Origin of the sequence: Clostridioides sp. ZZV15-6388 (genome assembly GCF_020657755.1) — a bacterium.
Taxonomy (GTDB): domain Bacteria; phylum Bacillota; class Clostridia; order Peptostreptococcales; family Peptostreptococcaceae; genus Clostridioides.
On sequence record NZ_JAGWCU010000029.1, the window covers coordinates 22,303 to 47,805 of the forward strand.

The 25,503-nt window shown below is 27.7% G+C and carries 42 protein-coding genes; 7 read left to right on the top strand and 35 right to left on the bottom strand.

Going from position 1 to position 25,503, the window contains the following annotated elements; translation table 11 throughout:
- Positions 1-55: 55 nt before the first annotated feature.
- The 34 genes from KGF48_RS15390 to KGF48_RS15545 form a co-directional block, all read right to left on the bottom strand.
- Entirely contained in the window at positions 56-580 is a 525-nt protein-coding gene (locus tag KGF48_RS15390) for a hypothetical protein (RefSeq protein WP_227868221.1), read from the bottom strand.
- 172 nt (positions 581-752) lie between these two features.
- The gene (locus KGF48_RS20405; RefSeq protein ID WP_255642531.1) at positions 753-884 is read right to left on the bottom strand and encodes a hypothetical protein; all 132 of its coding nucleotides are present in this window, start codon (positions 882-884) and stop codon (positions 753-755) included.
- A 273-nt stretch (positions 885-1,157) separates the two neighbouring features.
- Entirely contained in the window at positions 1,158-1,700 is a 543-nt protein-coding gene (locus KGF48_RS15395) for a hypothetical protein (RefSeq protein ID WP_227868222.1), read from the bottom strand.
- 87 nt (positions 1,701-1,787) lie between these two features.
- Positions 1,788-2,006, bottom strand: a complete 219-nt coding sequence (locus KGF48_RS15400; RefSeq protein ID WP_413894814.1) for a hypothetical protein — start codon at positions 2,004-2,006, stop codon at positions 1,788-1,790.
- Entirely contained in the window at positions 1,981-2,457 is a 477-nt protein-coding gene (locus KGF48_RS15405) for a hypothetical protein (protein ID WP_021365404.1), read from the bottom strand. Before KGF48_RS15405 ends, KGF48_RS15400 begins: the two co-directional genes overlap by 26 nt.
- A gap of 55 nt (positions 2,458-2,512) precedes the next feature.
- The gene (locus tag KGF48_RS15410; protein WP_227868223.1) at positions 2,513-3,319 is read right to left on the bottom strand and encodes a hypothetical protein; all 807 of its coding nucleotides are present in this window, start codon (positions 3,317-3,319) and stop codon (positions 2,513-2,515) included.
- Positions 3,320-3,324: 5 nt separating this feature from the next.
- Positions 3,325-3,669, bottom strand: a complete 345-nt coding sequence (locus KGF48_RS15415; RefSeq protein WP_227868224.1) for a hypothetical protein — start codon at positions 3,667-3,669, stop codon at positions 3,325-3,327.
- A 7-nt stretch (positions 3,670-3,676) separates the two neighbouring features.
- Complete coding sequence (locus KGF48_RS15420; RefSeq protein ID WP_227861389.1) at positions 3,677-4,111, bottom strand: hypothetical protein; 435 nt, start codon at positions 4,109-4,111, stop codon at positions 3,677-3,679.
- A gap of 1 nt (position 4,112) precedes the next feature.
- Positions 4,113-4,475 (bottom strand): hypothetical protein, encoded by a 363-nt coding sequence (locus KGF48_RS15425; RefSeq protein ID WP_227842295.1) that lies wholly within the window; start codon positions 4,473-4,475, stop codon positions 4,113-4,115.
- Positions 4,472-4,726, bottom strand: coding sequence for a hypothetical protein (locus KGF48_RS15430; protein ID WP_021365399.1), 255 nt, complete (start codon positions 4,724-4,726; stop codon positions 4,472-4,474). Before KGF48_RS15430 ends, KGF48_RS15425 begins: the two co-directional genes overlap by 4 nt.
- Positions 4,727-4,751: 25 nt before the next feature.
- Positions 4,752-5,720 carry a major capsid protein gene (locus tag KGF48_RS15435; protein WP_021372016.1) on the bottom strand — a complete coding sequence of 323 codons (969 nt, stop codon included), beginning with the start codon at positions 5,718-5,720 and terminating at the stop codon, positions 4,752-4,754.
- 17 nt (positions 5,721-5,737) lie between these two features.
- Positions 5,738-6,373: a phage scaffolding protein gene (locus KGF48_RS15440; RefSeq protein WP_021365397.1), complete on the bottom strand. Its 636-nt coding sequence runs from the start codon at positions 6,371-6,373 to the stop codon at positions 5,738-5,740.
- Positions 6,374-6,509: 136 nt separating this feature from the next.
- Complete coding sequence (locus KGF48_RS15445; RefSeq protein ID WP_227861390.1) at positions 6,510-6,749, bottom strand: hypothetical protein; 240 nt, start codon at positions 6,747-6,749, stop codon at positions 6,510-6,512.
- Positions 6,743-8,146: a hypothetical protein gene (locus KGF48_RS15450; RefSeq protein WP_227861391.1), complete on the bottom strand. Its 1,404-nt coding sequence runs from the start codon at positions 8,144-8,146 to the stop codon at positions 6,743-6,745. Before KGF48_RS15450 ends, KGF48_RS15445 begins: the two co-directional genes overlap by 7 nt.
- Positions 8,146-9,630, bottom strand: coding sequence for a phage portal protein (locus tag KGF48_RS15455; protein ID WP_227861392.1), 1,485 nt, complete (start codon positions 9,628-9,630; stop codon positions 8,146-8,148). The genes KGF48_RS15450 and KGF48_RS15455 overlap by 1 nt, the downstream gene beginning before the upstream one ends.
- A 10-nt stretch (positions 9,631-9,640) precedes the next feature.
- Entirely contained in the window at positions 9,641-10,906 is a 1,266-nt protein-coding gene (locus KGF48_RS15460; RefSeq protein WP_227821006.1) for a PBSX family phage terminase large subunit, read from the bottom strand.
- The gene (locus KGF48_RS15465; RefSeq protein WP_227842278.1) at positions 10,896-11,336 is read right to left on the bottom strand and encodes a terminase small subunit; all 441 of its coding nucleotides are present in this window, start codon (positions 11,334-11,336) and stop codon (positions 10,896-10,898) included. The genes KGF48_RS15460 and KGF48_RS15465 overlap by 11 nt, the downstream gene beginning before the upstream one ends.
- Positions 11,337-11,763: 427 nt before the next feature.
- Positions 11,764-11,940 (bottom strand): hypothetical protein, encoded by a 177-nt coding sequence (locus tag KGF48_RS15470; protein ID WP_021365388.1) that lies wholly within the window; start codon positions 11,938-11,940, stop codon positions 11,764-11,766.
- Between the two features lie 407 nt (positions 11,941-12,347).
- Positions 12,348-12,848 (bottom strand): hypothetical protein, encoded by a 501-nt coding sequence (locus KGF48_RS15475; RefSeq protein ID WP_227842276.1) that lies wholly within the window; start codon positions 12,846-12,848, stop codon positions 12,348-12,350.
- 18 nt (positions 12,849-12,866) lie between these two features.
- Positions 12,867-13,283, bottom strand: coding sequence for a DUF1064 domain-containing protein (locus KGF48_RS15480; protein WP_227861393.1), 417 nt, complete (start codon positions 13,281-13,283; stop codon positions 12,867-12,869).
- 33 nt (positions 13,284-13,316) lie between these two features.
- The gene (locus tag KGF48_RS15485) at positions 13,317-13,508 is read right to left on the bottom strand and encodes a hypothetical protein (protein WP_227861394.1); all 192 of its coding nucleotides are present in this window, start codon (positions 13,506-13,508) and stop codon (positions 13,317-13,319) included.
- Between the two features lie 18 nt (positions 13,509-13,526).
- Complete coding sequence (locus KGF48_RS15490) at positions 13,527-13,667, bottom strand: hypothetical protein (protein ID WP_227868225.1); 141 nt, start codon at positions 13,665-13,667, stop codon at positions 13,527-13,529.
- 118 nt (positions 13,668-13,785) lie between these two features.
- Positions 13,786-13,920: a hypothetical protein gene (locus KGF48_RS20410; protein WP_255612772.1), complete on the bottom strand. Its 135-nt coding sequence runs from the start codon at positions 13,918-13,920 to the stop codon at positions 13,786-13,788.
- Positions 13,920-14,282 carry a hypothetical protein gene (locus tag KGF48_RS15495; protein WP_054276819.1) on the bottom strand — a complete coding sequence of 121 codons (363 nt, stop codon included), beginning with the start codon at positions 14,280-14,282 and terminating at the stop codon, positions 13,920-13,922. Before KGF48_RS15495 ends, KGF48_RS20410 begins: the two co-directional genes overlap by 1 nt.
- 29 nt (positions 14,283-14,311) lie before the next feature.
- Positions 14,312-14,731 (bottom strand): single-stranded DNA-binding protein, encoded by a 420-nt coding sequence (locus KGF48_RS15500; RefSeq protein ID WP_074089966.1) that lies wholly within the window; start codon positions 14,729-14,731, stop codon positions 14,312-14,314.
- Positions 14,732-14,750: 19 nt separating this feature from the next.
- Entirely contained in the window at positions 14,751-15,656 is a 906-nt protein-coding gene (locus tag KGF48_RS15505; protein WP_227861395.1) for a DnaD domain protein, read from the bottom strand.
- On the bottom strand, positions 15,657-16,295 hold the full coding sequence (locus KGF48_RS15510; RefSeq protein ID WP_227842272.1) for an ERF family protein: 639 nt from the start codon (positions 16,293-16,295) through the stop codon (positions 15,657-15,659).
- Positions 16,282-16,563 (bottom strand): hypothetical protein, encoded by a 282-nt coding sequence (locus KGF48_RS15515; protein ID WP_227842270.1) that lies wholly within the window; start codon positions 16,561-16,563, stop codon positions 16,282-16,284. Before KGF48_RS15515 ends, KGF48_RS15510 begins: the two co-directional genes overlap by 14 nt.
- Positions 16,564-16,643: 80 nt before the next feature.
- Entirely contained in the window at positions 16,644-16,892 is a 249-nt protein-coding gene (locus tag KGF48_RS15520) for a hypothetical protein (protein WP_227842268.1), read from the bottom strand.
- A gap of 15 nt (positions 16,893-16,907) precedes the next feature.
- On the bottom strand, positions 16,908-17,135 hold the full coding sequence (locus KGF48_RS15525; RefSeq protein WP_227842266.1) for a hypothetical protein: 228 nt from the start codon (positions 17,133-17,135) through the stop codon (positions 16,908-16,910).
- Positions 17,136-17,164: 29 nt separating this feature from the next.
- Positions 17,165-17,545, bottom strand: coding sequence for a helix-turn-helix domain-containing protein (locus KGF48_RS15530; RefSeq protein WP_227861396.1), 381 nt, complete (start codon positions 17,543-17,545; stop codon positions 17,165-17,167).
- A gap of 50 nt (positions 17,546-17,595) precedes the next feature.
- Entirely contained in the window at positions 17,596-18,189 is a 594-nt protein-coding gene (locus tag KGF48_RS15535) for a hypothetical protein (protein WP_227861397.1), read from the bottom strand.
- 56 nt (positions 18,190-18,245) lie between these two features.
- Positions 18,246-19,007, bottom strand: coding sequence for a BRO family protein (locus KGF48_RS15540; protein WP_227861398.1), 762 nt, complete (start codon positions 19,005-19,007; stop codon positions 18,246-18,248).
- Between the two features lie 14 nt (positions 19,008-19,021).
- A complete protein-coding gene (locus KGF48_RS15545; RefSeq protein WP_227861399.1) occupies positions 19,022-19,207 on the bottom strand; it encodes a hypothetical protein in 186 nt (61 codons plus the stop codon).
- A 162-nt stretch (positions 19,208-19,369) separates the two neighbouring features.
- Here KGF48_RS15545 and KGF48_RS15550 point away from each other — a divergent pair, with 162 nt between their 5' ends.
- A complete protein-coding gene (locus tag KGF48_RS15550; RefSeq protein ID WP_227861400.1) occupies positions 19,370-19,726 on the top strand; it encodes a helix-turn-helix domain-containing protein in 357 nt (118 codons plus the stop codon).
- A 20-nt stretch (positions 19,727-19,746) separates the two neighbouring features.
- Here KGF48_RS15550 and KGF48_RS15555 read toward each other — a convergent pair whose 3' ends face one another.
- Positions 19,747-19,902, bottom strand: coding sequence for a hypothetical protein (locus KGF48_RS15555; protein ID WP_022617009.1), 156 nt, complete (start codon positions 19,900-19,902; stop codon positions 19,747-19,749).
- Positions 19,903-20,215: 313 nt separating this feature from the next.
- Here KGF48_RS15555 and KGF48_RS15560 point away from each other — a divergent pair, with 313 nt between their 5' ends.
- From KGF48_RS15560 to KGF48_RS15585, 6 genes are all read left to right on the top strand, one after another.
- Positions 20,216-20,557 (top strand): XRE family transcriptional regulator, encoded by a 342-nt coding sequence (locus KGF48_RS15560; protein WP_227437503.1) that lies wholly within the window; start codon positions 20,216-20,218, stop codon positions 20,555-20,557.
- A gap of 74 nt (positions 20,558-20,631) precedes the next feature.
- On the top strand, positions 20,632-21,138 hold the full coding sequence (locus KGF48_RS15565; RefSeq protein ID WP_227861401.1) for an ImmA/IrrE family metallo-endopeptidase: 507 nt from the start codon (positions 20,632-20,634) through the stop codon (positions 21,136-21,138).
- A gap of 398 nt (positions 21,139-21,536) precedes the next feature.
- Positions 21,537-22,094 carry a hypothetical protein gene (locus KGF48_RS15570; protein ID WP_227861402.1) on the top strand — a complete coding sequence of 186 codons (558 nt, stop codon included), beginning with the start codon at positions 21,537-21,539 and terminating at the stop codon, positions 22,092-22,094.
- Positions 22,095-22,097: 3 nt separating this feature from the next.
- Positions 22,098-22,829, top strand: coding sequence for a hypothetical protein (locus KGF48_RS15575; protein ID WP_227861403.1), 732 nt, complete (start codon positions 22,098-22,100; stop codon positions 22,827-22,829).
- A 17-nt stretch (positions 22,830-22,846) separates the two neighbouring features.
- A complete protein-coding gene (locus KGF48_RS15580) occupies positions 22,847-23,989 on the top strand; it encodes a hypothetical protein (RefSeq protein WP_227861404.1) in 1,143 nt (380 codons plus the stop codon).
- A 79-nt stretch (positions 23,990-24,068) separates the two neighbouring features.
- Complete coding sequence (locus tag KGF48_RS15585; RefSeq protein WP_227861405.1) at positions 24,069-25,199, top strand: site-specific integrase; 1,131 nt, start codon at positions 24,069-24,071, stop codon at positions 25,197-25,199.
- Positions 25,200-25,503: the final 304 nt, after the last annotated feature.

Genomic DNA, 25,503 nt, shown 5'->3' on the forward strand with positions numbered 1-25,503 from the left:
AATTTAAGTAAGTACTTTTTGTATAGCTAATTTAATTTTAAAATAAAATATATATCTATTTTTTAGATTCAAACTCTATATTATTAATTAAATCAATATTATTTTTTATATTGTTCCAATCATCTAACCAAACTACATAAGTAAGTGTATACTCAACAATAAAGTTTATTGTTACTGAATTAATATTCTCAATGCTCTTTATATTATTTGAAAATTCTTTTGTAAAGCTTCTGCATCCACCTTCATCATTAAATTTAGCATTAGACACTTGAATACTAACTATATATCCATCTCCTTCAGTTGGAGTTGATATGTTAACATAGTAGTTGGTTCTATCTTTTAAATCCTCTGGTATAAGAGAATCTATTTTTGCCTGCATATCTTCTTTATAAATGGCTTCCTTTTCTTCTTTGCTAATTATATGTTCTTCTGTTACATTATTTTCAACTACTTTATTTTTATTTTTTGAATCTTGTATAGCTTGGTGAATCATCATAGATACTGTAAATACAATAAGATATATTAAAAATATTACTAAAATTTTTTTCAACAAACTTAATTTTTTAAATTTTCCCCACATAATATAATCTCCCTTGTTAAATTATTTATTCAAATATAATTCTATCTAAAATTATTAATTTAGTCTATTGATTTAGCAAATTTATCTAATTATTTGAAAATATTTTGAATACACTAAAAACACCTACTTAAATATATAGATGTTTTGTGAGTTTATTCAATTTTTAGACCACTTAGTTAATATAATACCTTGATGCAAAACCTGCAACTGATGCTCTAAACATCATATTTACATACCACATAGTTAATATAATACTCATGTCTGAAAGTGAAGCAGAACAAGCAGCGATAACTTTACATACCACTTAGTTAATATAATACCCCAAAATAAATTGAGCATTTCCAGTTCTTACACATATAAAACTATATTAAAATTGCACTGAGTAACCAGTAGTGTTTTTGATATATCACAAAATATGCTTATATCGTAGTAATTTCAATGATTACATCCAATGTATATAAAAAATCGTACACTGCAAAATATCTATATTATCATTATATCATAAATTAACATTAATTTATTCTATCCATTTAGAATATTTTACCTGTTAACTTTTTTCTTTTCTCTAATACTATTTTTATTCTAAAGTAGCATTTATTTCTCCCATTACTTTGTCATTTACTTTATCTTTTACAATTATTTTTACAGCATTTGAGTCTGATGTTATAGCAAACGCTGTTGTTCCCTTTGATTTAGTCCCTGCTGTTGTTTCTTGTTGCATTCTAGTTGAATCATCTACTGGATAAGTTTGTAGCACATTTCCATCACCATCTGTTACTTGATATTCTATTCCTTCAGTTACAAATACATCTTCTTTACAATCTACATTTTCATAGTTAAAATCAACAAAAACTACTTTTTTAGCTTCAATTTCAGCGAACTCATTACGTTCATCCGTAGTTCTCACACCCTCAAATGTAAGCTTGTAAGTTCCTTCATCATAATCTTTCATTTCTATAGTATCTCCAAATTTATACTCCTTTTTTTCATCTTTCTTTTGCTCTGTCTTTGCATCTTTTTTAGACGAATCATCTGACGAACTTGGAGAGCTGCATCCAACTGCATAAATCCCAATTACTAATGATAGAACTAGTGATAATATTTTTTTGTTTATTTTCATAATATAATCCCCCTATGAAATTATTTTCTCATTATAAATTTTACACTAAATCACAGAGTTAGTCTATTATAATAGAATAAATTAATACTATTTTCTATCTTTTTCTTTCTTTTTTAATGCCATATCAACAAAAGTAGTTCTTTTTCTTATATTTTCTTTAGAAGTATTATGATTCTCTTCAAATTTAAGCTTTTTATCATTTTTTATAGCATCTACTAAAAACATACACGCTTCATCAAAACAAAAAGAAGTATATTCATCTTTAATTCTTAATATCTCACTAGGCATCTTGTTGTACATTATCACTTGATTTAGAATCCTCAATATCTGTGGACTCTTGATGAAAGTTTTCTAGTGATTTTGTACCTCCTTGAATACGATTAAATAATGTTAATCTTTGTTCAATAGAAAGTTCCAATCCTATTTTTTTAATCTGAGCATATGTAGGGTTAACTAGCACTTCTTTAGCCACTATATCCATCATTTCAAACATTTCTTTAGAGAAATTAGACTCATCATTCATCTTCTTTAGTACTTTTTCACCTGTACTATCTTTACTTTCCTTCTCTTCAACTAAACTCATTGATGCTGTCATTAGGCTGTTTGGTATCTTACCAGCCATTGCAAGAGCCATCAAGTCAGGCTGTTTTACTTCTGCAACTAACATAGTTCCATCTAAAAATCTTCCAACCTCAATTACCTCAGTCAATTTTATTTTCTTCAATTCTTCTAAACTTGTTACTTTAAGTTCATTCATATTTATGTCCCCTTTCTAAAAAAAGCTCTAGCTAATTACTAGAGCTTTAATCTATTTATATATTTACACTAACTTCTTCAACCTTATATGTTTCTCCATTTGTTAATCCTATTATCTCTGTTCCTGTTAATGCTGCTTTATCAGACTCAGTACTTGTTAATGTTCCATCTGCTAAAGTATATTTTATATTGCTATTAACTGTAACTTTATATATTTTGCCTGCTGTTAATCCTGTTATCTTTTTATCTCCTGCTGTTGCTCCTGATACAGATGCACTGTCTAAAAATACTTTTGTAGCTTCATAACCATTAGGTAATTCCTCTACTATTTCAACCTCATAAGGAGATTGCCCTGTGTTAGGTCTACTATTTATAACATATTCATTTGAATAATATTCTCCATCTTTAAAGTTTAGTGGAACAGACTTTCCTTTACAATTTGGGAAAGTAGTCTTAGCAAATTGCCCAGTATCTCCTCCTGGTCCAACAACTGAACTATAGATTATTGTTTTAAAAGATTTCTTAGAAAAAGTCTTTCCTACTTCTGGAGCTAAATATCTCTTAAAGCTACCATCTTCCTCTTTTTCTATTGTTCCACCTTGCATTATTTGAAGTATTTCAGGACAAAATACATTATCTTTTAATGTCAAATCATATCCTAAACTTGTATCTTCTGCTGCTCTATTTGCTATTATTTTTTTCTTTATTTTTAAAGTTAATTCTTCACCTTCAGAAATGATTTCCTCTGTCCCTATCTCATCAGATGTATCAAATGTATATGTAACTGGATTTTGTTCAACTGTTTCAATTTGAACTAATACAACATCTGTAAGTGGGTATTGATTTAATATTTGTACTGCCATATTTATTACCTCCTAATTTGTTTGTTTTCATAATAACTTAACCTTGTAAAATAGGCTTGTTTTTCATCATCTATAAGAATAGGTAAAGCTTCATAAGCTTGTTTTATTCCTACTATTTCACCCATAACATTTTCAACACTTATCTTGTATTCACTTACCTTAGAATACTGTCCAATTGGATAAAATACATATATTTCAAATAAATCTTTTATTATATTTTTTTCTGTTGTTTGTAGAGGACCTTTTTCAAATATAACTAAAAAAGGTTCTATGCATAATCCTTGATGTTGTCCAATAGAATACACATTAAAACCCTTATTTTTTAAATGTTTATATATTTTTTTAAACATACTTCACCTACTTTAAAATCACATCAAGACCTCTTATAATACTTGGTCCACATTTTTCTATAGTTGGCATTATAATTGGATATGGTCTACTTCCTGGATGATTAACTTTTTTAACAGGATGTGATGCTCCATCCCAAAATAAATAACTTCCAGGTCTTGCTTCTATAACATGTGGACCTGTACCTTTTTCTAAGTATAATCCATAGTCAACGCCATGACTAAGTGCTATTCTTACAGTATCTCCTTGCCATTCCCAACTACCATGCAACCTATTTTTAGCGTCATGAGTATGGTCTTTCCATGGTCTATCATTTTTAGCATTACTTTCTAATAGTTGAGATGAAGTATCTGCATAAGCTCCTAGTGCAGCCTTAGTTTTCATTTCTCTACTTACTAAAGCATTAAGCAGCTTGCTAGTATCAAATTTAAATCCTTTACTCATACTATCTCACCTTTCCTAACTTTAAATCAAAATAAATATTCATTCTGTTTTGATTTCCAAGGTCCTGTATAACAAACTTATTATCATCTAAATACATAAAATCACCTTGCTTTATCTTAATTGTATCTTCATCACAAACAACCATTAAATACTGCTCTTTATCTTTTATAACAACACCTTTATCCTTTGTTATTTGACTTATAGAGCTACTTCCTTCATGATATAAACCTATCACATTACAAACTATATTTTCTTCATCTGAAGGCTCTCCAAACTCATTTACTCCAACTCTTTTTACTATAGCTTCTGTTGGCATCTTATTGATAGCTTTGATTATCTTTGGTTTTACCTTTTGAGCTATCATAGACATCTACTTCCATTTGTTTTAAACTTTTTTGCCAGAGTTAACCAATATAGTTTATTTTCTGGCATGCTTAAGCCTCCAGGTAAAGTGATACTATCGTTTTCAGCCTTTAATATACATAGCTCATACATGGTTTTATTAAAATCTTGATTGTTTTTATTGTAGTAATAAGTAATTTCATCATCAGAAAAAAAAGGTGATTGTTCTTCTCTAAGTTCTGTTTTTATATTTTTTAAGATTTCTAAATCCATACTATCACCTACTAAAAACTATATTTTATAGTTTATGCTTAAATTCAACTATTCTTATTTGCTTAGGCTCATAAACTCTTGTCCAGTTTTCACCTTTTGCTAACTCTAATCTTGAAGGACCTTCTGTTTTAGCTACACTTGCATTAGTAAATTTTATACCTCTTGGATGTAGTATATATGTTTTTCTATTGATTAAATAATCTACTCCAGAACCTTTTTTCTTATCTCTATCTATTTCTGTAGCAACAAACCCTACTGGATTACCATTTCCTAAAGCTATTGCCCCACTACCAAATAGATAAGAAGTATAAACGCCTTCTTTAGATACAGGACAACCATCATCAACTATAACTAATTTATCTTGATAAACTTCAAAATCTGGACCTACATCTGGTCTAATAGTTTCTATTAAATTTTGTTTTTTAAGTGCTGATTTTGTAGCTGAGTGCATTGCTATAGCCTTTAACTGACCTTGTGCATCTCCTAATAACTGTTGTGCATCTATAAAAGCTGACGGTGACCATTTTGCTGCATTTCCTGTTCCTGCTGATATATCTAACTTATTTGTTGTCATATTTGCAGCTAAAAATACACCATTTAAAACTGCTATAAGTTCTTTTTGCATATCTCTAGCCCAGAAGCTTCCAACTAAGCTTGCTATTGCTGCCATTGGGTCTTTTCCTGCCATAGCTGCTGATAAATCAGTAGCTGCCCACATTTTTGCTCTTCTTAATATAGCTGCTGCATCTTGACTTGAAGTAATTTTATTTGGTGTTAAATCAGCATCTTCTATTATTTGTTCTGATTCTCCACTTAAATCCTCAAAGAAAGGCATATTTACAACTGGTGCAGCTTGAGAAGCTAAAGCATTTAAGCTTGCATCATTTGTAATTATTCCACTTTGATATAGAGCTGATAACTCCATGCTTTTGTTTATTACATATGGGTTAAACAATTCTGGTACTATTACATCACTTAATTTTGTTACTGCCATTTAAATCACTCTCTTCCTTATAAATTTATTCCTGCTTGAGCTGCAAATTCTTTAGCTTTATCAGGGTTTTCTTTTAATAATCTTCCTTGTTCTGTTAAATTGAATGTTTCTTTTATAAAAGGATTATTGACTACATTTGATTTTCTTGGGAAATTCCCTGGAGAACCTGTATTACTTGGAGTAGAACTTTCAAACCATTCTTTATATGTTTCTGATATGTCTTTAAATTGTTCATCTAATCCTATAATTTCTCCAGTATCTTTTACTTCCATTTTACTGGTATCAAATTCTTTACATAGGAGCTTCCTATATTTTTCATTTACTCCAGATAGTTTAGAATTTATAGCATAGTCTATAGTCATATTCTTTATTTTAGCTCTACTCGTACTATCAAGTTCATTATATTTATTTTCCCATTCTTTCACTTTTGCTTCTATATCTTCACTGTTTTTACTATTTTTCTTCAAATCTGATATAGTGTCATTTGCACCTTTTATTTGCTCTTCTAAGGCTAATTTTTGTTCTTTCAACTTATTGTATCTTTCATCTATATTTTCTTCCTTAGAAGTGTAGATTTTCTCTTTTTTCATACCCTCAATTATATTTTTTATGTCTGTGTCTTGGTATCCTAATTTTTTTAATAATTCTTCCATTATTCCCTCCTACACTACGCTTTTATACGAGTTTTGCTTCTCTAGTATAGTTTGCTATTTATTTCTTTTACGCCTACATATAGCTAAAAAAGGCAATAAAAAAACACTTACTAATTTTTAATTTAAGTAAGTGCTATTAATATATTGATATATAATCCTCTTCTGGATAACTATTTTCTTCAGCATATTTTAGTAATCTATATTTTGTTCTCCCTCTAAATGTTAAAGACTTTCCATTTTTAGCTTTTCTTTCAAATATAACTTCCTTTGTTTTCTTATTTAATACTATTATACCTGATTTTTCCTTAATTCCATCATTCACATATTCATATTTAACAAAATTCTCATCATTAAATATTCTAAATAATTCTACCAAAGTAATCCCTCCTTATCTAAGCTCTCATCATAATCATATTTTCTAACAACTATATTATGAGCTTCTTTATAATTGTATCCATACCTATCCATAATAAACTTTTCCAGTCTTTCATGTTTTAAAAGAATTAAATCACTTTCCTTTATATTTTTGCCATCTATCAATCTCTGCCATGATAAAGCCATATCATAACTAGGGTCAAATCTTTTATATCCATTTTCTAAATTATACTTATTCATAAAAACATGATTTTTTATATTTTCTATTACCTTTTCACTATAGCCTGTATTTTTTGCTATAGTAGATATATCAGAAGTTCTTTTTCTTATCTCCTCATAGTACAACTCAGCATGCTTTTCTTTTCTAAAATAAACTGCATCTTCATCAAGTAGTTTTCTACTTATAGCTCCACTTGACCTAAAACTAGAATTATTCTTCTTATTACTATTATACTTTTTATTATCTATTCCTGCAAACTCTAATCCATATTCATCAAACCATTCATCAAGTTTAGAGTTCTCTTCTCCATCTATCCAGCTTCTTAACTCTTTCCCTATGTCCTCCATACTCATTGGAATATCATATTCAAAAGTACACTTTCCTAAAGGATGCTCTAATGGTAACTCTTCTGGAATATATGTTTTTCCATTTCTGTCTGCACAAACCTTACACATTCTAGGATGATGTGATGACATCCATTTAATCCCTTTAACAAATGGATTCTTCTTACAACTTTCTTTAGCTGTCTTTTGATATGCATGAGTTATATATGTAGATGCTAGTCTATAGGCATTAAAATCTATTTTTTTATTACTTTTAGGGTATACCTTTGACCAATCATAATCTTTCTTAACCTTTGGATTAACATACTTTTCTAAATCTTTTGCTATATCATAACTACCTCTTTTTTCTGCTAATCCTCTACTTACAATGTAGTCTAAATCCTTCTTAGTTTTATCTATATTACTCCAAATTCTATCACTTAATTTAAGTTTATCTTTGTACATACTACCAGATATAACTTGCCTTAGTACATCTTCATAAACTTTACTAAACATATCAGTGAATTGTGGCTTTAAATTAACTGAATAGTTATCACATATGTTATTGAAAAAGCTTAATTGTTCATCTGTAGTAGTTTTTATTACTTTTGATATTTCACTTTCAATATCTTTTTTTAGCTTCTTTCCTAACCTATCATACTCTTTATTTAAATAAATTATACTTTCTCTTAAATATTGTTCAGTTAATGTGTTAGAGTTAACTCTATTTAATTTTTTTGCATATTCATTAGCTATATCTTTATATAACTTTCTTATCTTTTTAGTAGTTCTATTTGATGATATGTCTCTAGCTCTTTCAGCATTCTTCATAGCCTTATTAAACTTATTAGCCATTATTCATCATCAACTACTTCTTTTGATTCTTTTTCATTAGTTACTTCATCTGATTCTTCTGTATCTATAACTTCTGATTCTTCTTCTAAATTAAAACTTTCTTCTAATATTTGTCTTTCAATTGATATTTGTTGAAGTTCTTCATCTGCTATATCATCATTACTATTATTCCACTTCTTAATGAAAGTCTTCCTAGACATTGCTTGAGCATTTACTTGTTGAATATCAAGTAATTTTTCTGAATCCTCATCTTCTTGTAATGGATATTGATTTTCAACAATTACTTCATAAGAATCTTTGTCTAATATAGGTATTTTTACTATGTTATATACTTCTATCATCTCTATCATTGCTTGTATTAACCATTCAAGAGCTGGACCCCATGATTTCATTTTTTCCTCACATCTAGTTATTAATTGCCAATACAAAGCTTTCATTGATTTACCTGATGTCATCATACCTTTAAGGTCCTGATTATTTATAAGTGGTATATTTAGTACTTCATGCATATCTGATTTAATTCTATTAAGTGAATTTTCTATTCTAGTATCATATCCAAAGTCAGTAGGAATTGTATTAATCTGTGCTTGTTTTTGGTCAGCTGTTTGAGAAGTTTCTACATCCCAATAAGCTCCTGGTTTTATTTTAAAATGCTTACTTGACTCTTCTTCAACATCAACACCATATATAATGCGATTCATACCCTTTTTAAGAGTATCTATATCTTCAGAAGCAAGTTTATTATAAGCCATCTGATTATCAAATATCTCTTCTATGTCACTCTCACCCTTTAAATCACCAAGCAAACCATCATTAAGAATTACATAACAAGGTATTCCACTAAGTTTTAAATCTGTATCACTCACTATTTCTTCTATACATAACCCATAACCATTATAAATACCTTCACTTAATATACATTTACCATTAACCATTTCATATTTTTGTTTCCAAATTCTCTGTTTATCTTTTTCAACTTCTTGATTTGTTTGATGGAAAAATACGATTTTCTTGAGCTCATCAAATTGGTTATCAAATGGTTCATATATAAACTCTAAACTTGGTACAAACATTATCTTTAAACTCTTACTTTCTTTATCTGCATGTAGCTTTATAGCTATTCTTTTACCAATAAAACAATCTCTAGCCGCTTTAATTAGTTTATCTGAAAACAAATTTTTCTTTAGAATCTTATTAATACACTGGTTTATTTCTTCTGCCTTATCTTTATCTAAATCATTCTCTGGTTTTATTGTAAATATCGGTGTCTTACCAAATAAAAATCTAGCTTCTTCTTTAATCAGCTTTTTAATATAATTTGTTTTCTTCCTTGTTTGTTTATAATCTTGTTCCTCTTCTATCCAATGTTGTCCTGTACCTTCATACTTATCATATAGCCTTATAATTTCACACATTTCTCTTATTACTTCTTGACCATACAATCCTGTAAGTTCCATCTGAATTATATCTATCAAATCTAACATGTTACACCCCCTATCTACTGTTATATTTTCTTTCTCTTCCATGTGTTTTCATATCTAACTCTAATGCATATCTTGTTGCATCAATTGAATGATTGTCTTTATCTTCTAACTTAGCTCTTACATTTCCATCCTTATCTGTTTGATAATCTATATTTTCAAATTCTCTAGCTATATTTGGAGTTCTGTTTGGGTCTATTACTATTGCTTGTAAATCATCCAGCCAGTTCTCTCCAAATTCGATTGAACCAGGTCCTTTTTTAGCCTTCAATGCTTTTATTCCATATTCTCTAAGCTCTGCAATACTTCTTGGTTCTGCACTATCACAAATAACACTAAAGTCATCATATCCTTTTGATTTAATCTTAGAAGCTAATTCTCTTATAGACATTTTCACCCCAAATATTTCATCTATAAAATATATAATTCTTTTCTTTTTGTCATAATGCAGTCTTACAAATGCCATAGGGTCTGTCGCATATCCAAAGTCATTACCTTGCCTTATGTTGTCAAAATGGAATATTTCTTCATTTGTTATTGTTTTAAACTCTAAATTAGAAAAAGGGACTACTCCAGAACCAATTGGCTCTCCTAAGTACTCCCATCTATATTTAAACTCATTTCTTATTTTAATTTCATTAGCTTCTTCAATGAAAGCCTTTGATATATGAGGATTATCTAAATAAATACTGTGATGAACATATGTATTTTTAGGTAATGTATGTGTTTCAAATTTCTTATTAACCCACGATTGCTTTCTTTTTGGAGGATTGTATGATAAAAATATTTTATAATTCAATTTGTCTGGTAATTCTCCACGTAACACTGAATTAATTACCATAGATAACTCATCCTCTGTTTTTATTTCTGCAACCTCTTCAAACCATGCAAAAGCAATTGGATACTTAGCTGATTTTATAGATTTTATCTTTTGTGGGTCATCAAGCCCTCTAAATATAAACTTATTTCCTCTTGGAATAAAAATAATTTCCATTGGGGATTTTTTAAATTGAAATAAATGGGTTAAACCAAATATCTCTATAGTTTCTTTCAATTGCTCATACACACTATCCATTATTGTATTACCAACTTTCCTAAAACAGACAGTATTTACTGGATATTTGACCATAGCCATAGTTAACCAAAAGGCTATATGAGTTGACTTAGCTGAAGCTCTTCCACCTTTTAATACATGATATAGGTATTTGTTACTATTACTTACTTTCCAAAAGTCATAAAAATTCTTATTTATTATTTCAGATATTTTTCTATCCATCATTTAAATTACCTACATCATCAATTATAGTTACACCAACATTTCCATCTAAATCAATCTTTTCAGTCCATAAAGCATACCTTTTACCCAATAATTCAGCTGCCTTATTTCTATCTTTTATACTTACATCTTTTTTTATTATTTCAGGACCATTTTCAGATACTATTACAACTTCTTCTTGTTCTTGATTTCTTAGTATCTTTGTTAAATACTCCATAACTTCTTTTGCATCTGCTATCCTCTTTGATTCAATTTGCTTTAATCTTTCATCAATGTAATTTTTAACCTTATCATTACTCAGCAGTCTACTTCCATTACTTTCTGATGCTCTTTGATTGTTATTTTTATATGCTTTCTTGTATGCTTCTGTTGCATTACCAGTTTCAATATAATAATCACAGAACCTTTTTTGTTTTTCAGTCAAATCTGCCATACCACCACCTCTTTATTTGCTTTATAAATAAAAAAATAAGACTTTAAATTTAATCTAAAGCCTTATTCTTAGGGGATACATATTATATTTAAGGGAGCAAGTTTTAGGAATCGAACCTAAGATTACACACCAGTCCTTGCAAATTGAGTGAGGTTACCAAGCCCCACTCTTTTAGACACTTGAATTAAATTCCGTTTTAATCCAACATATCTACATATAGTGTATTAATAAGTTTGAACATAGTAAGAATTGAACTTACAGCATCCTCATGCCCTGCCTAGTTTGTTCATATAAACTAGGTGAATCCCTTTACCTAGCCCACATATATATTTAGTTTTGAGAGAGAAATATTCATTTCCATAATACTATTATCTCACATTTTAAATTGTAAAATCGGCAGAAAAACGGCAATAAAAAGACCTAGAATTTAATCTAGGTCCTTCTTTTTAATCCTAATTTCATTGTTTTCAAAATAAACTTCAACTTCTCTTTCTTCTTGTGTGATATTCATTTCTTTAATCCATGTGGCTGGTAGACTTATTTTAGGACTTAGTGAACCCGAGCCACTTTTTGATAAGAGTACTTTCAATATTCTTTTCTCCATTTCTTTCTCTCCCTCTAGGAAAATAAATATTTTATAGCAAATATTAATAATACTATTGCACCAATTAATTTAACTATACCAAAACTTAATTTTCCTAATTCTGTAATTAATTCCTTATATTTTCCCATTGTATTTTGAGTGGTCATGTATTATTATTTAATTAGAAGGGAAGGTGCTGACTTCCCTTCTAAAGTCTTATAGGCTATCTAATACCATTTTTATAACGGCTATTAGTGTACCTATTTCAAGGACAAGTTCGGTAAGGGCTTTGATAACTTTGCCGAACTCTTTTATTTTTTTGACCACTTCTTTCACCTCCTTTCTATATTTATAGCATACTATATCGTACCGACGAAGTCAATACTTTTTCCTTTTTTTAGTAAAAAAAATAGACAGCTGTTAACTGCCTATAAGTCTAACATTTTAAATAATGGTTCTTGTTCTATTAGTGCTTTCTTACCAAATAAGGCTATTGATATTGAACTAATAGCTTGATTAGCTCTTTCTCTTAATTGTCTTTCTTCTAAATATACTTTATCAACTATTAAACTCCATTCTAAGCCTTCAATATACCTGTACCTTATAATTTGTTTATGTATAGGTTTTAAATTGCTTATGGATACATCTATTGTATATTTTAGTGCTTCCATTTCATATAGTTCTATCTGTTTTTCTATTATCTTTTCTTCAAGAATAATTAACTCATTTTCAACTTGATTACTTATTGAATTAGTCTTACTTATAGGAATGCTGTCATAGCTTAAACCTTGCATAAAATCACCTAAATGGAATTCTTTAAGATTTTTTATTTGAAGTTTTAGACTTTCAATATTAATATGTAATTGTTTGTAGTTCTCAAGGTGCTTTTTAGTTGCCATAAAAAACTCCTTTTTAACTTTACTTGCCATAACATCACCCCTATTTATTTAAGCTACCTTTTTCTTATTTTCTTTTCTCTTTTTCTTAAGTTCACTATATTCTATCCAACCATCTATCCCATACTTTTTACTCTTAGAAATCCATATCAATTTTTTGTCTTGATATTTATAGTCAAAAAGCTTTTTTCTAAGTTCACCCTGCTGTGTACTATACCCTTTCACATCTATATAAACAACTTCACCATCCCATTTGTATATGGCAAAATCAACTGTATATGTAATAGCCCTATAGCTCTTTCCATCTTTTTTAAATTTAGGCTGTAATTCAAACTTTTGTTGTAGTCCAAAATCTTTAATTTCTCCATTTTCTTTCTTCTCTTTCAAATATAAATAGTATTCTGACTCATCTTTGCTATCAAATTTAATTCCATCTATTACAATTTTCTTATTATTGTATTTACTCAATTAAATACTTCCTTTATCTCTTAAAAATTACTACTACTTATTAATATCATCTATAAATTCATAAACTTCATGTACACTATATCCAAACCTTTTAAATCCTTTTACATATCTTCTTATTGAACTTGGTATACTTCTACCCACTCTACAATTTTCATATCCTTGCCATAAATTCTCTTTTTCCTCTTGCTTTACCATTTGAGAAACTGCTTTTTGAAACTTATTCATTGCTATTCCCCCATAGTGTTATTGTTTAAAATCAATTTTGCTGTCTCTATTACTTCTATTAGCCTTTCTCTCACATCTTTTACAACAATAAATTCTTTTAGAATCTTTTGGTATGTAAAATAATTTACCACACCAATTGCAAATTATTCTTTTATTCATAAAACCACTTCTTTCTCATTTTTCATGATATTTGTTATCACAATTTTCACACTCTTTTAGATTTAATCTATACTCATAAACTCTACCAACTATAAAACTACTTATTATGAGCACAATACTAGTTAAAATACTCATTTCTCAACATCTCCTCATATTCATCTCTAGCTTTGTCTATTGCAGTAAATATGTCCTCTCCTGTGTCATATAATTCTTTTGCTCTTTTAATTGTATATTCTGTCCTTGAAACTTCCATTATTCCTCCTCAATGTATTCAACTTTCCAGCCACTTCTAGTTTTACTTTTCTTTTTAATAGCTTGATAAACTGCTTGATATTTTAACCTTAAAAAACAGGCTGCACCATCTATAGACTCAAATTCCTTTACTTCTCCTGTATTAACATTTCTAATTCTTACTGGTAACTCTTTTTTTATTTTTCTGTCCTTCTTTACTCCAAACTCAGCTAACATTTTTTCTGGCTTAGGATATACCCTTTTTCCATTTTTTGTGATCCCCAACAAACAACAATATAATGCTAAGTAGTTTCTACATGTAAGGTCATCTTCAATAAGGTTGTCCACTACTGAGCCACTAAAATACCTTTCTACTTTAAACATTTATTTCACCTCATATTTAATTTTTCAGATTAAAATGGTAACTCATCATCATCTATAATTTCAAATCCTTGAGGGTCTAGTCCTATTGTTTCATCTTGTACACTCTCTTTATATGAATTACTCGATTTACTCTTACTTTCTAATGATTGTACTGATTTTGTACTGACTTTTGTAAATGTTCTTTTTTCACCTGATTGAGTTTGATAATTGTCAACTCTTATATTCCCTTCTAATGCTACTAGCTTCCCTTTTGTTATGTAATTTGCACAGTATTCAGCTGATTTACCTATTACTTCTATTGGTATAAAATCAGTATCCCTTTTTCCCTCTTTATTTATATAATTTCTGTCTACAGCTATTGTAAATGATGCTACTGCTGTACCTGTTCCTGGTATGTATTTTAGTTCTGGGTCTCTAGTTAATCTCCCAACTAATACAACTTGATTCATTTTAATACCTCCACCATTATTATCTAAATTTAGCCTTTTGGCTTTTCTTTATAATTTCATCTAATTCTTTGTTACTGTATTGAGTAAATGTTTGTTCAAAATTAGCAAACTTATTTTTGCTTACTGCACTATTAGGTTTTTTTGACTTTTTATTTTCATGTTGTAATTTATATGATTCTAATTGTTCATATGTAGTTATATTTGCATCCTTCCACTTTTTAAGGATTCCTTTTAAGTATGATAAATTCATATTCATTCTTTCAGCACATATCTCTATGGCTCTTTTAAATACTCTTATATCTACTTCATTAGATACTTCTAATAACCATTCAGCTGTAACTGGATATACTACTCCTATATTTTCTTCATAGAGCTTCTTAAATTCTTTTAAAGAGTTATCCACAGGTTGCTCTATATACATACTACTTTTAAGACTGTTATTTATAATACTGTTACTTATAGTGTCCGACTTTTCCATGTCCGGTTGAACCATATCCGGTAAATTCGGACATGGTTCCATGTCTGCTTTTTTCGGACATGGTTTTTTTTTATTTTCTTTCTTACATCTAATGGATATATGACTTTCTATATAGTTTCTATCAAATACTACCTCATATATATTATTTTGCATCCTTCCTTCCCTAGTTTTATTTTTATATACTTTTATATATCCACTCGTCTTTAGTTCATTTAGATATTTACTAAAAGTATCTTTATTTATACCAAGTTCATGAGTCATAATATCCCTTGATGGATAACATGTCCCACTTGCTCCTGCAAAACTAGATAGATAAAAATATAAAGCTCTTGCTCCTGTTGTTAGCCATGAATCTCTAGCTACCAATTGTGGTGAAAAACCATACCCATCACTAAGTATATTTCCTTTCTCTATAGTTGCTTTGTCTCTGTCCCTCAAGAAATTCACCTACTTAATTATTCCTTTTTCCCTTTGTAACTTCTCATATCCAACACATATCTGGTCATATTCCTGTTTACTTAAATCCTTAACTTCTTTATTAAACTTATAATACACTTCACTTTTTACTCTATCTGAATCCTTACCTATTGTATTTCCTATTGAAAACAACCTTTTTATTTGATTTTGACTTATCTTAATTTGACCATTTTCATTTGATTTACTAGAGGAGTTTATTAAGTCATTTCTTTTATAATCTTCTTTTCCACTAGTAGCATCAAAAGTATCATTTTCTGTAATATTTAATAACTGGATGTACAAATACCTTGTCTGGTATGTTTCAATTCCTCCCAATGCTTGTAACTCATTAGAGCCTTTTAATTGTAATTCTCTCATTGGAGAAGTAAATATTATCTCTTCTGTTGGTTTTTCTCCATTAATCAATGTTAGGGTTGCATAGTCATTTGTAAAGGTCACTATAGGGCATAATTTAGCTTCTTGTAATAACTCTGTTGCTTGAGGTAAGAAGTCTGCTAACTCAAAATATTTAAAGTTAGCAAACTTGTTTTGACCACTCTTTTTTATATCTAATTTATTAAACTTAATTCTAACATCCATCAATTTTATGTAAATATTATTCACTTCCATCAACTTTCCCCTCCATTTCTCTTATATTTCTTTCTAAAACTGACATAAAACCATCTATGTAATCACCACAACCCCCTTGTAATTTGTATTCGTCTAAATGCTCTTTAAATTGTTTCAAAGTCCAGCCTTTTCTATGTTTATCTATACAAGATTCTAATGCTGATACTTGTCCAAATTTTACATCCCAGTCTACTTCATCTACTGTCGTAAATTTTAATAAAAATAATCTATCTTCTAAATCCTTAATTATTTCATTTCTTGTTTTCATTTATTCCCCCTTGTGCTATAATATAGCTATAATTTTTTTTAATTTCTTTTTACCTAGAGCCTGTACGAAGGCTCTTTTCTTTATATCTGAACATCTATAGGTCTATCTCTTTCAAGTTCTTCTTGATACATCATAGCTTCCCTAAACTCAATGGAAGATTCTAATTTAATGTCATATTCTAATCCTTCTAAGATGTTTTGACTAGCAAACTTTACAGCTTCCCACCAGTTCAAACTACTATTTTCAAATTCTCCTAGCTCATTTAATTTATTTATTTCTTTTTCTGCTTGTCTAATTTGACCTATTGCAATTAATCTAGCTGTTTCCATATAATTTGCCCCCTTTTAATTTAGAAATTTAATTTCATAATCACTGCATTCTATATCTTCTATTGTTAGAGCTTGATACTCCATACTGCCTCTTTCTTTGTCATAGTATGCTAAATTTAGTTCATGTGTAGATGCTTGTACAATTAGACAATTTCCTTCAAAATCAAGTCTTTTAGAGCTTATTTTTACTACATTTCCCACCTTAAATTTATCTAAATCAAATCTTATTATTAATCCTTCCATGTAACTTACCCCCTTAAAGTAATTTTTCTTTAGATTATTTCTTTTTCTGCTTCTTTTAAAAGTTCATCCAAATTTCTACCTTGATTTCTCTCAATAAAATCATCAACCTCATACCTTGAAATTTTTCTACCATCACCTCTAGCTAGTGATTTTATCAAGCCTGTGCTTACTAACCTACGCATAAAAACTGTATCTAATTTTAAAATTCCCCTTGCTTCTTCTACTGTTATCAAGTAATTTGGATAACCTCTTTTTATCAAGACAACTATATCTTTAGGCTCTAGTACTTTTACCTTTTGTTCAACAGTTTGACTCCTAGCTCTATCTATCTCTTGTTTATTTATCTCTATTTCTATTAAACTTTTTAAACTATCACTCAATCTTTCAACTATTTTATTTGAATTATCCATTTTTTAATCCCCTCACTATCAAAATATTCTGTATTTAATTGTTACAGCTTTTACTCTTCATGTACTTCATAAAATAGTGTGTCTAACATATATAGCAGAATACTATTTTTATCTATAACTAATTCTTCTTCATCTTTAATGTAAAATTTTATTAAGTCTTCATTTATACAATAAGTTATATAATTATCTTCGCCAATGCACATACCTACTTCTTTTTCTATCCTATTTTGGTCTACTATTTTTATATCTGCTATTGTATCAAGAGTATCTACTATTTTATAAAATATCTTTTCTCTATCATTTAATTCATAACTTTCCTCTCCTATGTAAACAAGATATTTGATTAATTCATCCTCTTCTATATCACCAAAAAACTTTAGCATAAACTCAAAAGTAAAATCATCAAATAGTTTTTCATCTATTTCTGAATACTCAAAATTCATTTTTTTATAGTTCAAAGCTGTACTTAATGCAATTTTATCTAAAATATCTCTATCCATTTCTAAAAGAGAATAATCATTAGCTATTTCATTGTTAACACCATTTATAATTTTCTTGAAATCATCTATTATATTCAATTCCTTAACTGTTAAATCCATCTCACTTTCAGTTCCAATACTTACTATTCTGTTATTTTCTTTCATTTTCTTATTCCTCCTTAAATTTAAGTTTCTAAAGTTGTACTTAGCAACTTCTGAATTTAGTTTTCAAAACTTTTTAGTACTTTTTCTAAGACTGGTATTACATTTTCATAATATCTAAAATTAGGTACTTGTTTATCTGAATATTTAGCTTTATCCCATACCTTAATTCCATACTCATCTGTTTTTAGATTATAAGCATTTGTTAATCCTCCAACTTTATTAGCTGAAATTCCTAACATCTTACCTATCTCTGTAGCTGAATAAGTTTTTTTATCCATTTTTGGCAGTGGTATTAATGTTTCTCCAGAAATAAGTTCAGTAGTTTTTGAATACATAATCTGTTTATATTCTTTTATGTCTACTTTATCAGCTAATTCCAGATATATCTTTGCTTCTCTCGCTCTTGCATTTTTTAATCTTGCTTGAGCATTCATGTATTTTATTTCTGAGTCATCTTTACTACATTCAGATTTTTTACTACTGTATGCACCTGTCTTTCTTATTGATGGTAGAACTTCATCTGTAACCCAATCTTGAAATCTCTCTGCTTCTTCTTTTCTTGATTTAAAGATTAACTTATACACACCACTTTCAGTAAGAAAATTTTCTCCTGTATTGTGTAGTTTTCTAAAGTCAGTACTACTGATTTTAGAATTAGTTAACTTAATTACTTGTTTATTATTCATATTTCTCAAATTTTCATTTACATTTTTTATATCTAAGCACTCTGCAACATGTTTTGGGTTAAATAAAATCTGACCTTCAAACTCAAACACTTCTACTTCTTTTCCTTCAAATACCATTAAATTATTACTCATAAATTCTTTCCCCCTTAATTATTTATAGTTGATTTTTCTAAAAGCTCATTTGATACTTTCATACCATCTGCCATTGCAGAGATATAATTTTGTTGTTCTAAATTTAAATTTTTAAACAAAAGAGTCATTTGAATAAGCTTTCTATCATCATCATTTAAATTCAAATTAGTTAAATGAGAATTAATTTTTTGTGTTTTCATTTCAACACCTCCTTGTGTTATAAACACAGTATATCATCTTATTTTTGTGTAGTCAACACTTGTTTTTAAATATTTTTGTGTTTTTACCACAACATTTATGTTGACTAATTCTTTTTTGTGTTATACTATCTAATTAATAACATAATTATTAGGAGGAAAATCATGCATGAACGTATATATAAAATAAGAACATCCTTAAAAATGTCTCAACGTGAATTCGGTGAAAAACTTGGTGTAAGCAGAGATGTCATAAGTAATATTGAATATAACAGAGTTACACCTAAGCCTGTATTTATACAACACTTATGTGACCTATATAATGTTAATAAAGAATGGCTCTTAACTGGTGAAGGGGAAATGTTTATAGAGTTCTCTGAAAATGAAAAGGTATTAAAAATAGCAACAGATATTATAAATGAAGATGATAAATTTATGAAAAATATATTATTTACTTTTAGTAATCTAAATGATGAGCAAAAATCATTTCTTACAAACTTAATGAAAAACATGACACAATAAAACCACCCAAAAAAGGGTGGCTATTTTTTTATGTTCGGTTTTAAATTTGTTGCTACTATATTTATGTACTTTAAATGTTCTATATCTAATGCATCTCTAAACTTTAAAATTTGATTTATTCCTATGTTTGCTAATTTTTCTGCATCATTTATTAATTTTTTTCTTTCTTCATCCATTAAATCAATCCTCCTGTATTAAATTATTCCTATTTAAGCATAAGCAAATACTTTTCTATCCGTTTTTTAATTTCACTATGATTCTTTAAAACGAATTTATATTATTCCCTGATTTTCAACAGCCTATATAGTTTAATGAACATTTTACAATAAAAAAAGTTTAAGTTAAAGACCTTATTCTCTCTATATCTTACATTATATTAACACAAACAAAACTTGTCAATATTTAAATACATTTTTATGTTAACTTTAATAAAATAAGTTCACATTTCTATAAACTTATGCTATAATTTTCATAAAGGGGGTTTTATTTATGGCAACTTTTGGTGAAAGGTTTAAATTTTTAAGAACAGAAATGAATCTAACTCAAGATGAACTTGTTGAAAAATTTAATAAAGTTTACCTTACGAGTTTTAATAAATCGACGATATCACAATACGAAAATAACAAAAGAAAACCAGAAATAAACGTTTTGGAAAATTGGGCAGATTTTTTTGATGTATCAATTGATTACCTTTTAGGGAGAACTCTTGTTAGAAATCACATAGATACTGTAGCAACACATAAAGCTAATCCTAATGAAGTTTTACCAGAAGAAGCTCAAGAACAACTTAATGATTATATTGAATTTTTAATAAATAAGTATAAAAAATAAATATTTAGAGCAGTTCACATCTGCTCTTTATATATAGCAAAATTCAAAATACATTCTTTTATAGGGGGATTTCAATGAACAAACTAGACGCACTTTTAGACTTAGCAAATAATGAAGAAATAGAAATTTACTACACTGACAAAATAGCAGATGACATAAAAGGATTGTATATAAACAAACAAGGACTAAAAATTATATCATTACTTAATTCATTAAAACAAAACAATGCTAAACTAATAGAAATCTTAGCAGAAGAATTAGGACATCATTTTACCAGTGTTGGAAATTATGTATCTTCAAAAAATATCTACAAAAATAAAATACTAATGGATAAAACTGAAGACAAAGCCCTAAGATGGGCATGTGAATTTCTTATAACAGAAGAAGAAATAATACATGTTATTAATTCACATACAACAAATGTATACGAAATAGCTGAAGAATTACAAGTTAGTATCGAATTCTTATTAAAAAGATTAGAATTTCTATCAAAAAAGAAAAGCATGTTGGACTTAGGAAATAATAGATTTTTAGTATTAACTAATTTGCCAAATTTCTACATATATGAGGATATTTTTTAAACTCCTTTATTCTACTTTTATAGATTATAATTTAATAATCACATATTTTAACATCATTGTAATAAGATGTTATAAAAACAAAAAAATTATAAGAATATTAAGAAAATAATTCAATACAAACCAAATAAACAAAATTAAGATAATATCGTACAAACAAAAAGTATATAAAGAGCAGTTAATCTGCTCTTTGATATAAATATATTAAGTTAAAAAAGCTTTAAATTTTCATTTATTTTGTACTATATCTTGTGATATAATTTAACTAAGTGAAATAAATATATAATTTTTTATTTGTTGTATTTTAATATAAATATCTACATATAATAAATACATTAATATTTTATTCTATAATAATCTTAAAAATATATTCCATTATTAATTAAGTGAGGTGATAATAAATGATTCAATACAAATTACTAGAAGTTTTAGATAGTTATGCTTTAAATGAATTGAAAAATGAGTTTAATAACAATGATATCTATTTATTTACTGATAATATTATTGGTATAAAATATGACTTCAGTTCTAATTCTTATAGTGATATTTTGAAACGAATTATTGGTATAAATTTACGCCAATGGACTATTACTTCAACTAAATTTTTAAAGATAATAGAATATGCAGTAAAAAATAATATATTTCTTGGTTCTGTTAATTTTTTAGAATTCATAGATGATTATACAATTGAATTCATAAGAGATCAAATTCTTAGTATAAATAATACAAACAATATTGATGAAAAAGAAACTATCATGCATAAACTTTTTAATTACTTAAAATGGTTAACATTAGATGAATGTATTGATGTAAAATCAATTCTTATCAAATATGAAGTTGATAGATTTCCTTTTAATATTGATGTAACATTTTTTAATAATGGAGTTCTTTATATAAATGATGAAACTACTCCTGCAAAATTAAAAGAACTTATTTTAAAACTTTCGATTGAGGGATAACTTATGGTTAAAAAAATTATTCAAGAAAACCCAGCTATAGCTACTCCTATATTTTCAACCATAACTATAGCTTTATTAGCTTTTTTTAAAATAGACCCATTAAAATTTATAAGCTCTCATTTTGGGAGATATGGTTCTATTTTTTCAAACTTTGTTACATCAAAAGATTTAGTATATACAGTTAATTCAAGTATCTTAGTCTTTATTGTCAATATCATTTTCTGCATAGTATTTTTTACACCTTACTTTGAAATTTTAATTAGAAATTCCTCTATGTCAACTGATTCAACTTCTCTTTCATTGCCTGGCTCAAATCATCGAACTCATAAATTACTTATTCAGGTTAATGTTAACTTTATAAGTTTATTCTGGCTGAAAATCATAGATTCATTTGGTGGTATACAATTAAAAGTAGAACATCCATCTTGGGTAGACTTCAATGTAGATAATACTACTTGGAATACAGCACAATATGTAGACAATTCTAATATAAAATATTTATTAATTGATGTCTCTAGTGCTTTACCAAAAAGCAAGTTAAAAAAAAATAAAGGGGAATTTTTTACCGAATTTAAAATTATAAGTAATTTAAATTCATTTGACTATGAATTTATAGAAACATCACTTTTGCCAAAAAGTAATACTGGTATTAAATTCAAAATATTGAAATTGATTATTAATACATTTTTTACTTTTGACTATGAAAAACATAAGCTTCTAATCCAAAATAATTAAAAAGGAGATTTCAAAATATGATAAGGTTTTCATATTGGAAATTTAAAAAAGAATATACTTTAGATGAAGTTATCATCAAATTAAACAACAAGAAAACAGTGACTAATTCAAGCAATTGTATTGCATCAATATCAGAAAACAGTGATATAGTAAAAAAAGAAACTTATATTAGTTCAAAAACTATTGAATACATATTTTTCAAAATATTAATATCTCATCCAGAAACTGAAGAAATTCCAGAAGAAACTAAAATATTAATATATAATAATTCAGAAAATAAATTAAAGATGATTGTTTTTAGAGGTATTACTAATGTTCAAAAGCATATAGATAAGTATTTTAAAAAAAATGATTGGGGAGCCATAGTTTATGATACCCCAGCAATAACTGAAGATTTGTTATATTGGATGTTTAAATTTTATATGGATACTCCAAGTAACCCCCTATCTTCGTTAGGAAATATTTACATAAACTTACTGACTGCTTACAGTGGAGTTACAAAAGATCGTAATAATACTCTATCTGGAAATGGAGATAGAATATGTGAAATTTTAGGTACATTAGCTTTCCTATTAAGTAATGATGATTTACAAATGTTAAGACCCCAAGTACATTATAAAAGCGAAAAAGAAAATCATAATATCATAATCGAGTTTAAACCAAAGGGAACATTTTCAATTGATGAATCATCTTATAATGGAGACTTACTTAAAAAACATACAAAGGAGGATTTAAAACATATATTAGTAATACTCTGTACTAATAATATAATTCCTAATATTATTTATGCCTACCTTGAAGCTAAAGAAAATGAAAATTGGAATATTTCTCTAAAAAAAGATTTTATAGAGAGAATGGGAAGTAAAATAAAAACAAGAGTTGATATAGAACTTAATAAATTAGGAAAAGAAATTGCTGAAGAGAAATCATTTGAAAAAAAAGCTAAAAACATTGCAAATAATGTTAAAAAAATAGAAGAAAAAGCTAAAGATATTGTAAATCAAACAGAATCAGAAGGTGAAAATAAACAAATAACTATCTTTGATGACCTTATAAAATTGATTAACGAGTTAAAAGCTGAACCTATTGAGAGCAAAGTATTAATTACTAGTGAAAATGATATAGATGAATATTTTACAGATGATGATTCTGATTGCTAACATATATAAAAAAGCAGTTAAACTGCTTTTTTATATATGTTAGAACCAAACATACATTCTAAAAAAAAGGGGTACTATTATGAAAGGTGGAGTAAGAAAAAGAAGCAACAAGTGGTATTACTACTTTGACCTAGGTATAGTAGAAGGCAAAAGAAAAAAAGTAGAAAGAGTTGGTGGCAGTACAAAAAAAGAAGCAGAAAAAGCACTAAGAGAAGCACTAAATGAATATGAAAACTCTGGCATAGTATTTGAAGAAAGCAACATTAGCTTATCAGACTACCTAGACTTTTGGTTCAAAGAATATGTACTACTTAACTGTAAATACAACACTCAAGAAAGCTACCGAATAAACATAGAAAAACATATAAAACCAAAATTAGGAGTTTACAAAGTAAAAGCTCTAACGCCAGCAATACTACAAAACTTCATAAACAAAAAGTACAAAGAAGACTATTCTCAAAGTACATTACAAGTATTAAAAGCTATATTACATAGGTCATTAAAATCAGCAGTCTACCCTTACAAACACATACGAGAAAATCCTATGCAATATGTAAGCATACCAAAAACTAAGTCTAAAACAGAAACTAAAAAAGTTAAAACTATTACACTAGAAGAATTTAATCAAACACTAAATATCTTTCCTCAAGATTCCTTTCAGCGTATAATCCTACTAATTGGATTTTATACTGGTATGCGAAGAGGTGAAATTATTGCATTAACATGGGATGATATAGACCTTGATAATAAAACCATCACAGTAAAACATACTCTGATTAAAAAGAAGAATGGAATGTTTGAATTAAGCCAACCAAAAACAGAAAGCTCTTGTAGAACTATATTTACAGGTGATACCTTAATAAGAGCATTAAAAGAACATAAACTATATCAAAAGAAAATGAAATTAAAATATGGTGAATTTTACTTTGATAGTGATTGGGTATGTACTAAAGAAAATGGTCAACAAGTAACTATTCACACTATGGACACTATAGTAAGACAAATTAGAGAAGCCTTAAACAATGACTTCCATTTCCATTGTCTAAGACATACACATGCTACCCTACTATTAGAAAATGGTGCTAATATTAAAGACATACAAAACCGTCTAGGTCATAGTCAATTATCAACTACAATGGATACCTATTCACATGTAACTGATAAGATGAAAAATGAAACTGTAGATATATTTGAAAGAATTACAAATTAGAGTTTGCCACCCAAAAATATACTACGGTGGCAAATGGGTGGCAAACTCTCATTTATCTATTTTAAAAGCTAAAGTCATTAATTTTATGCAATCACTTATATCGTTGTGATTTCAATACTCTTAGCTTTATAACAACACTAATTCATATAATATATTAATTATAAATCTAACTAATAGAACTTAATTATACCTTAATTGGATATATTTATCTATTTTGTTTGTTTATTGTTGTTATTTTTTCACAAGTGTTGGTATTTCAATAATTTATTAAGTTTAGTTTTGTTGTTTATGTTTTATTATGCTT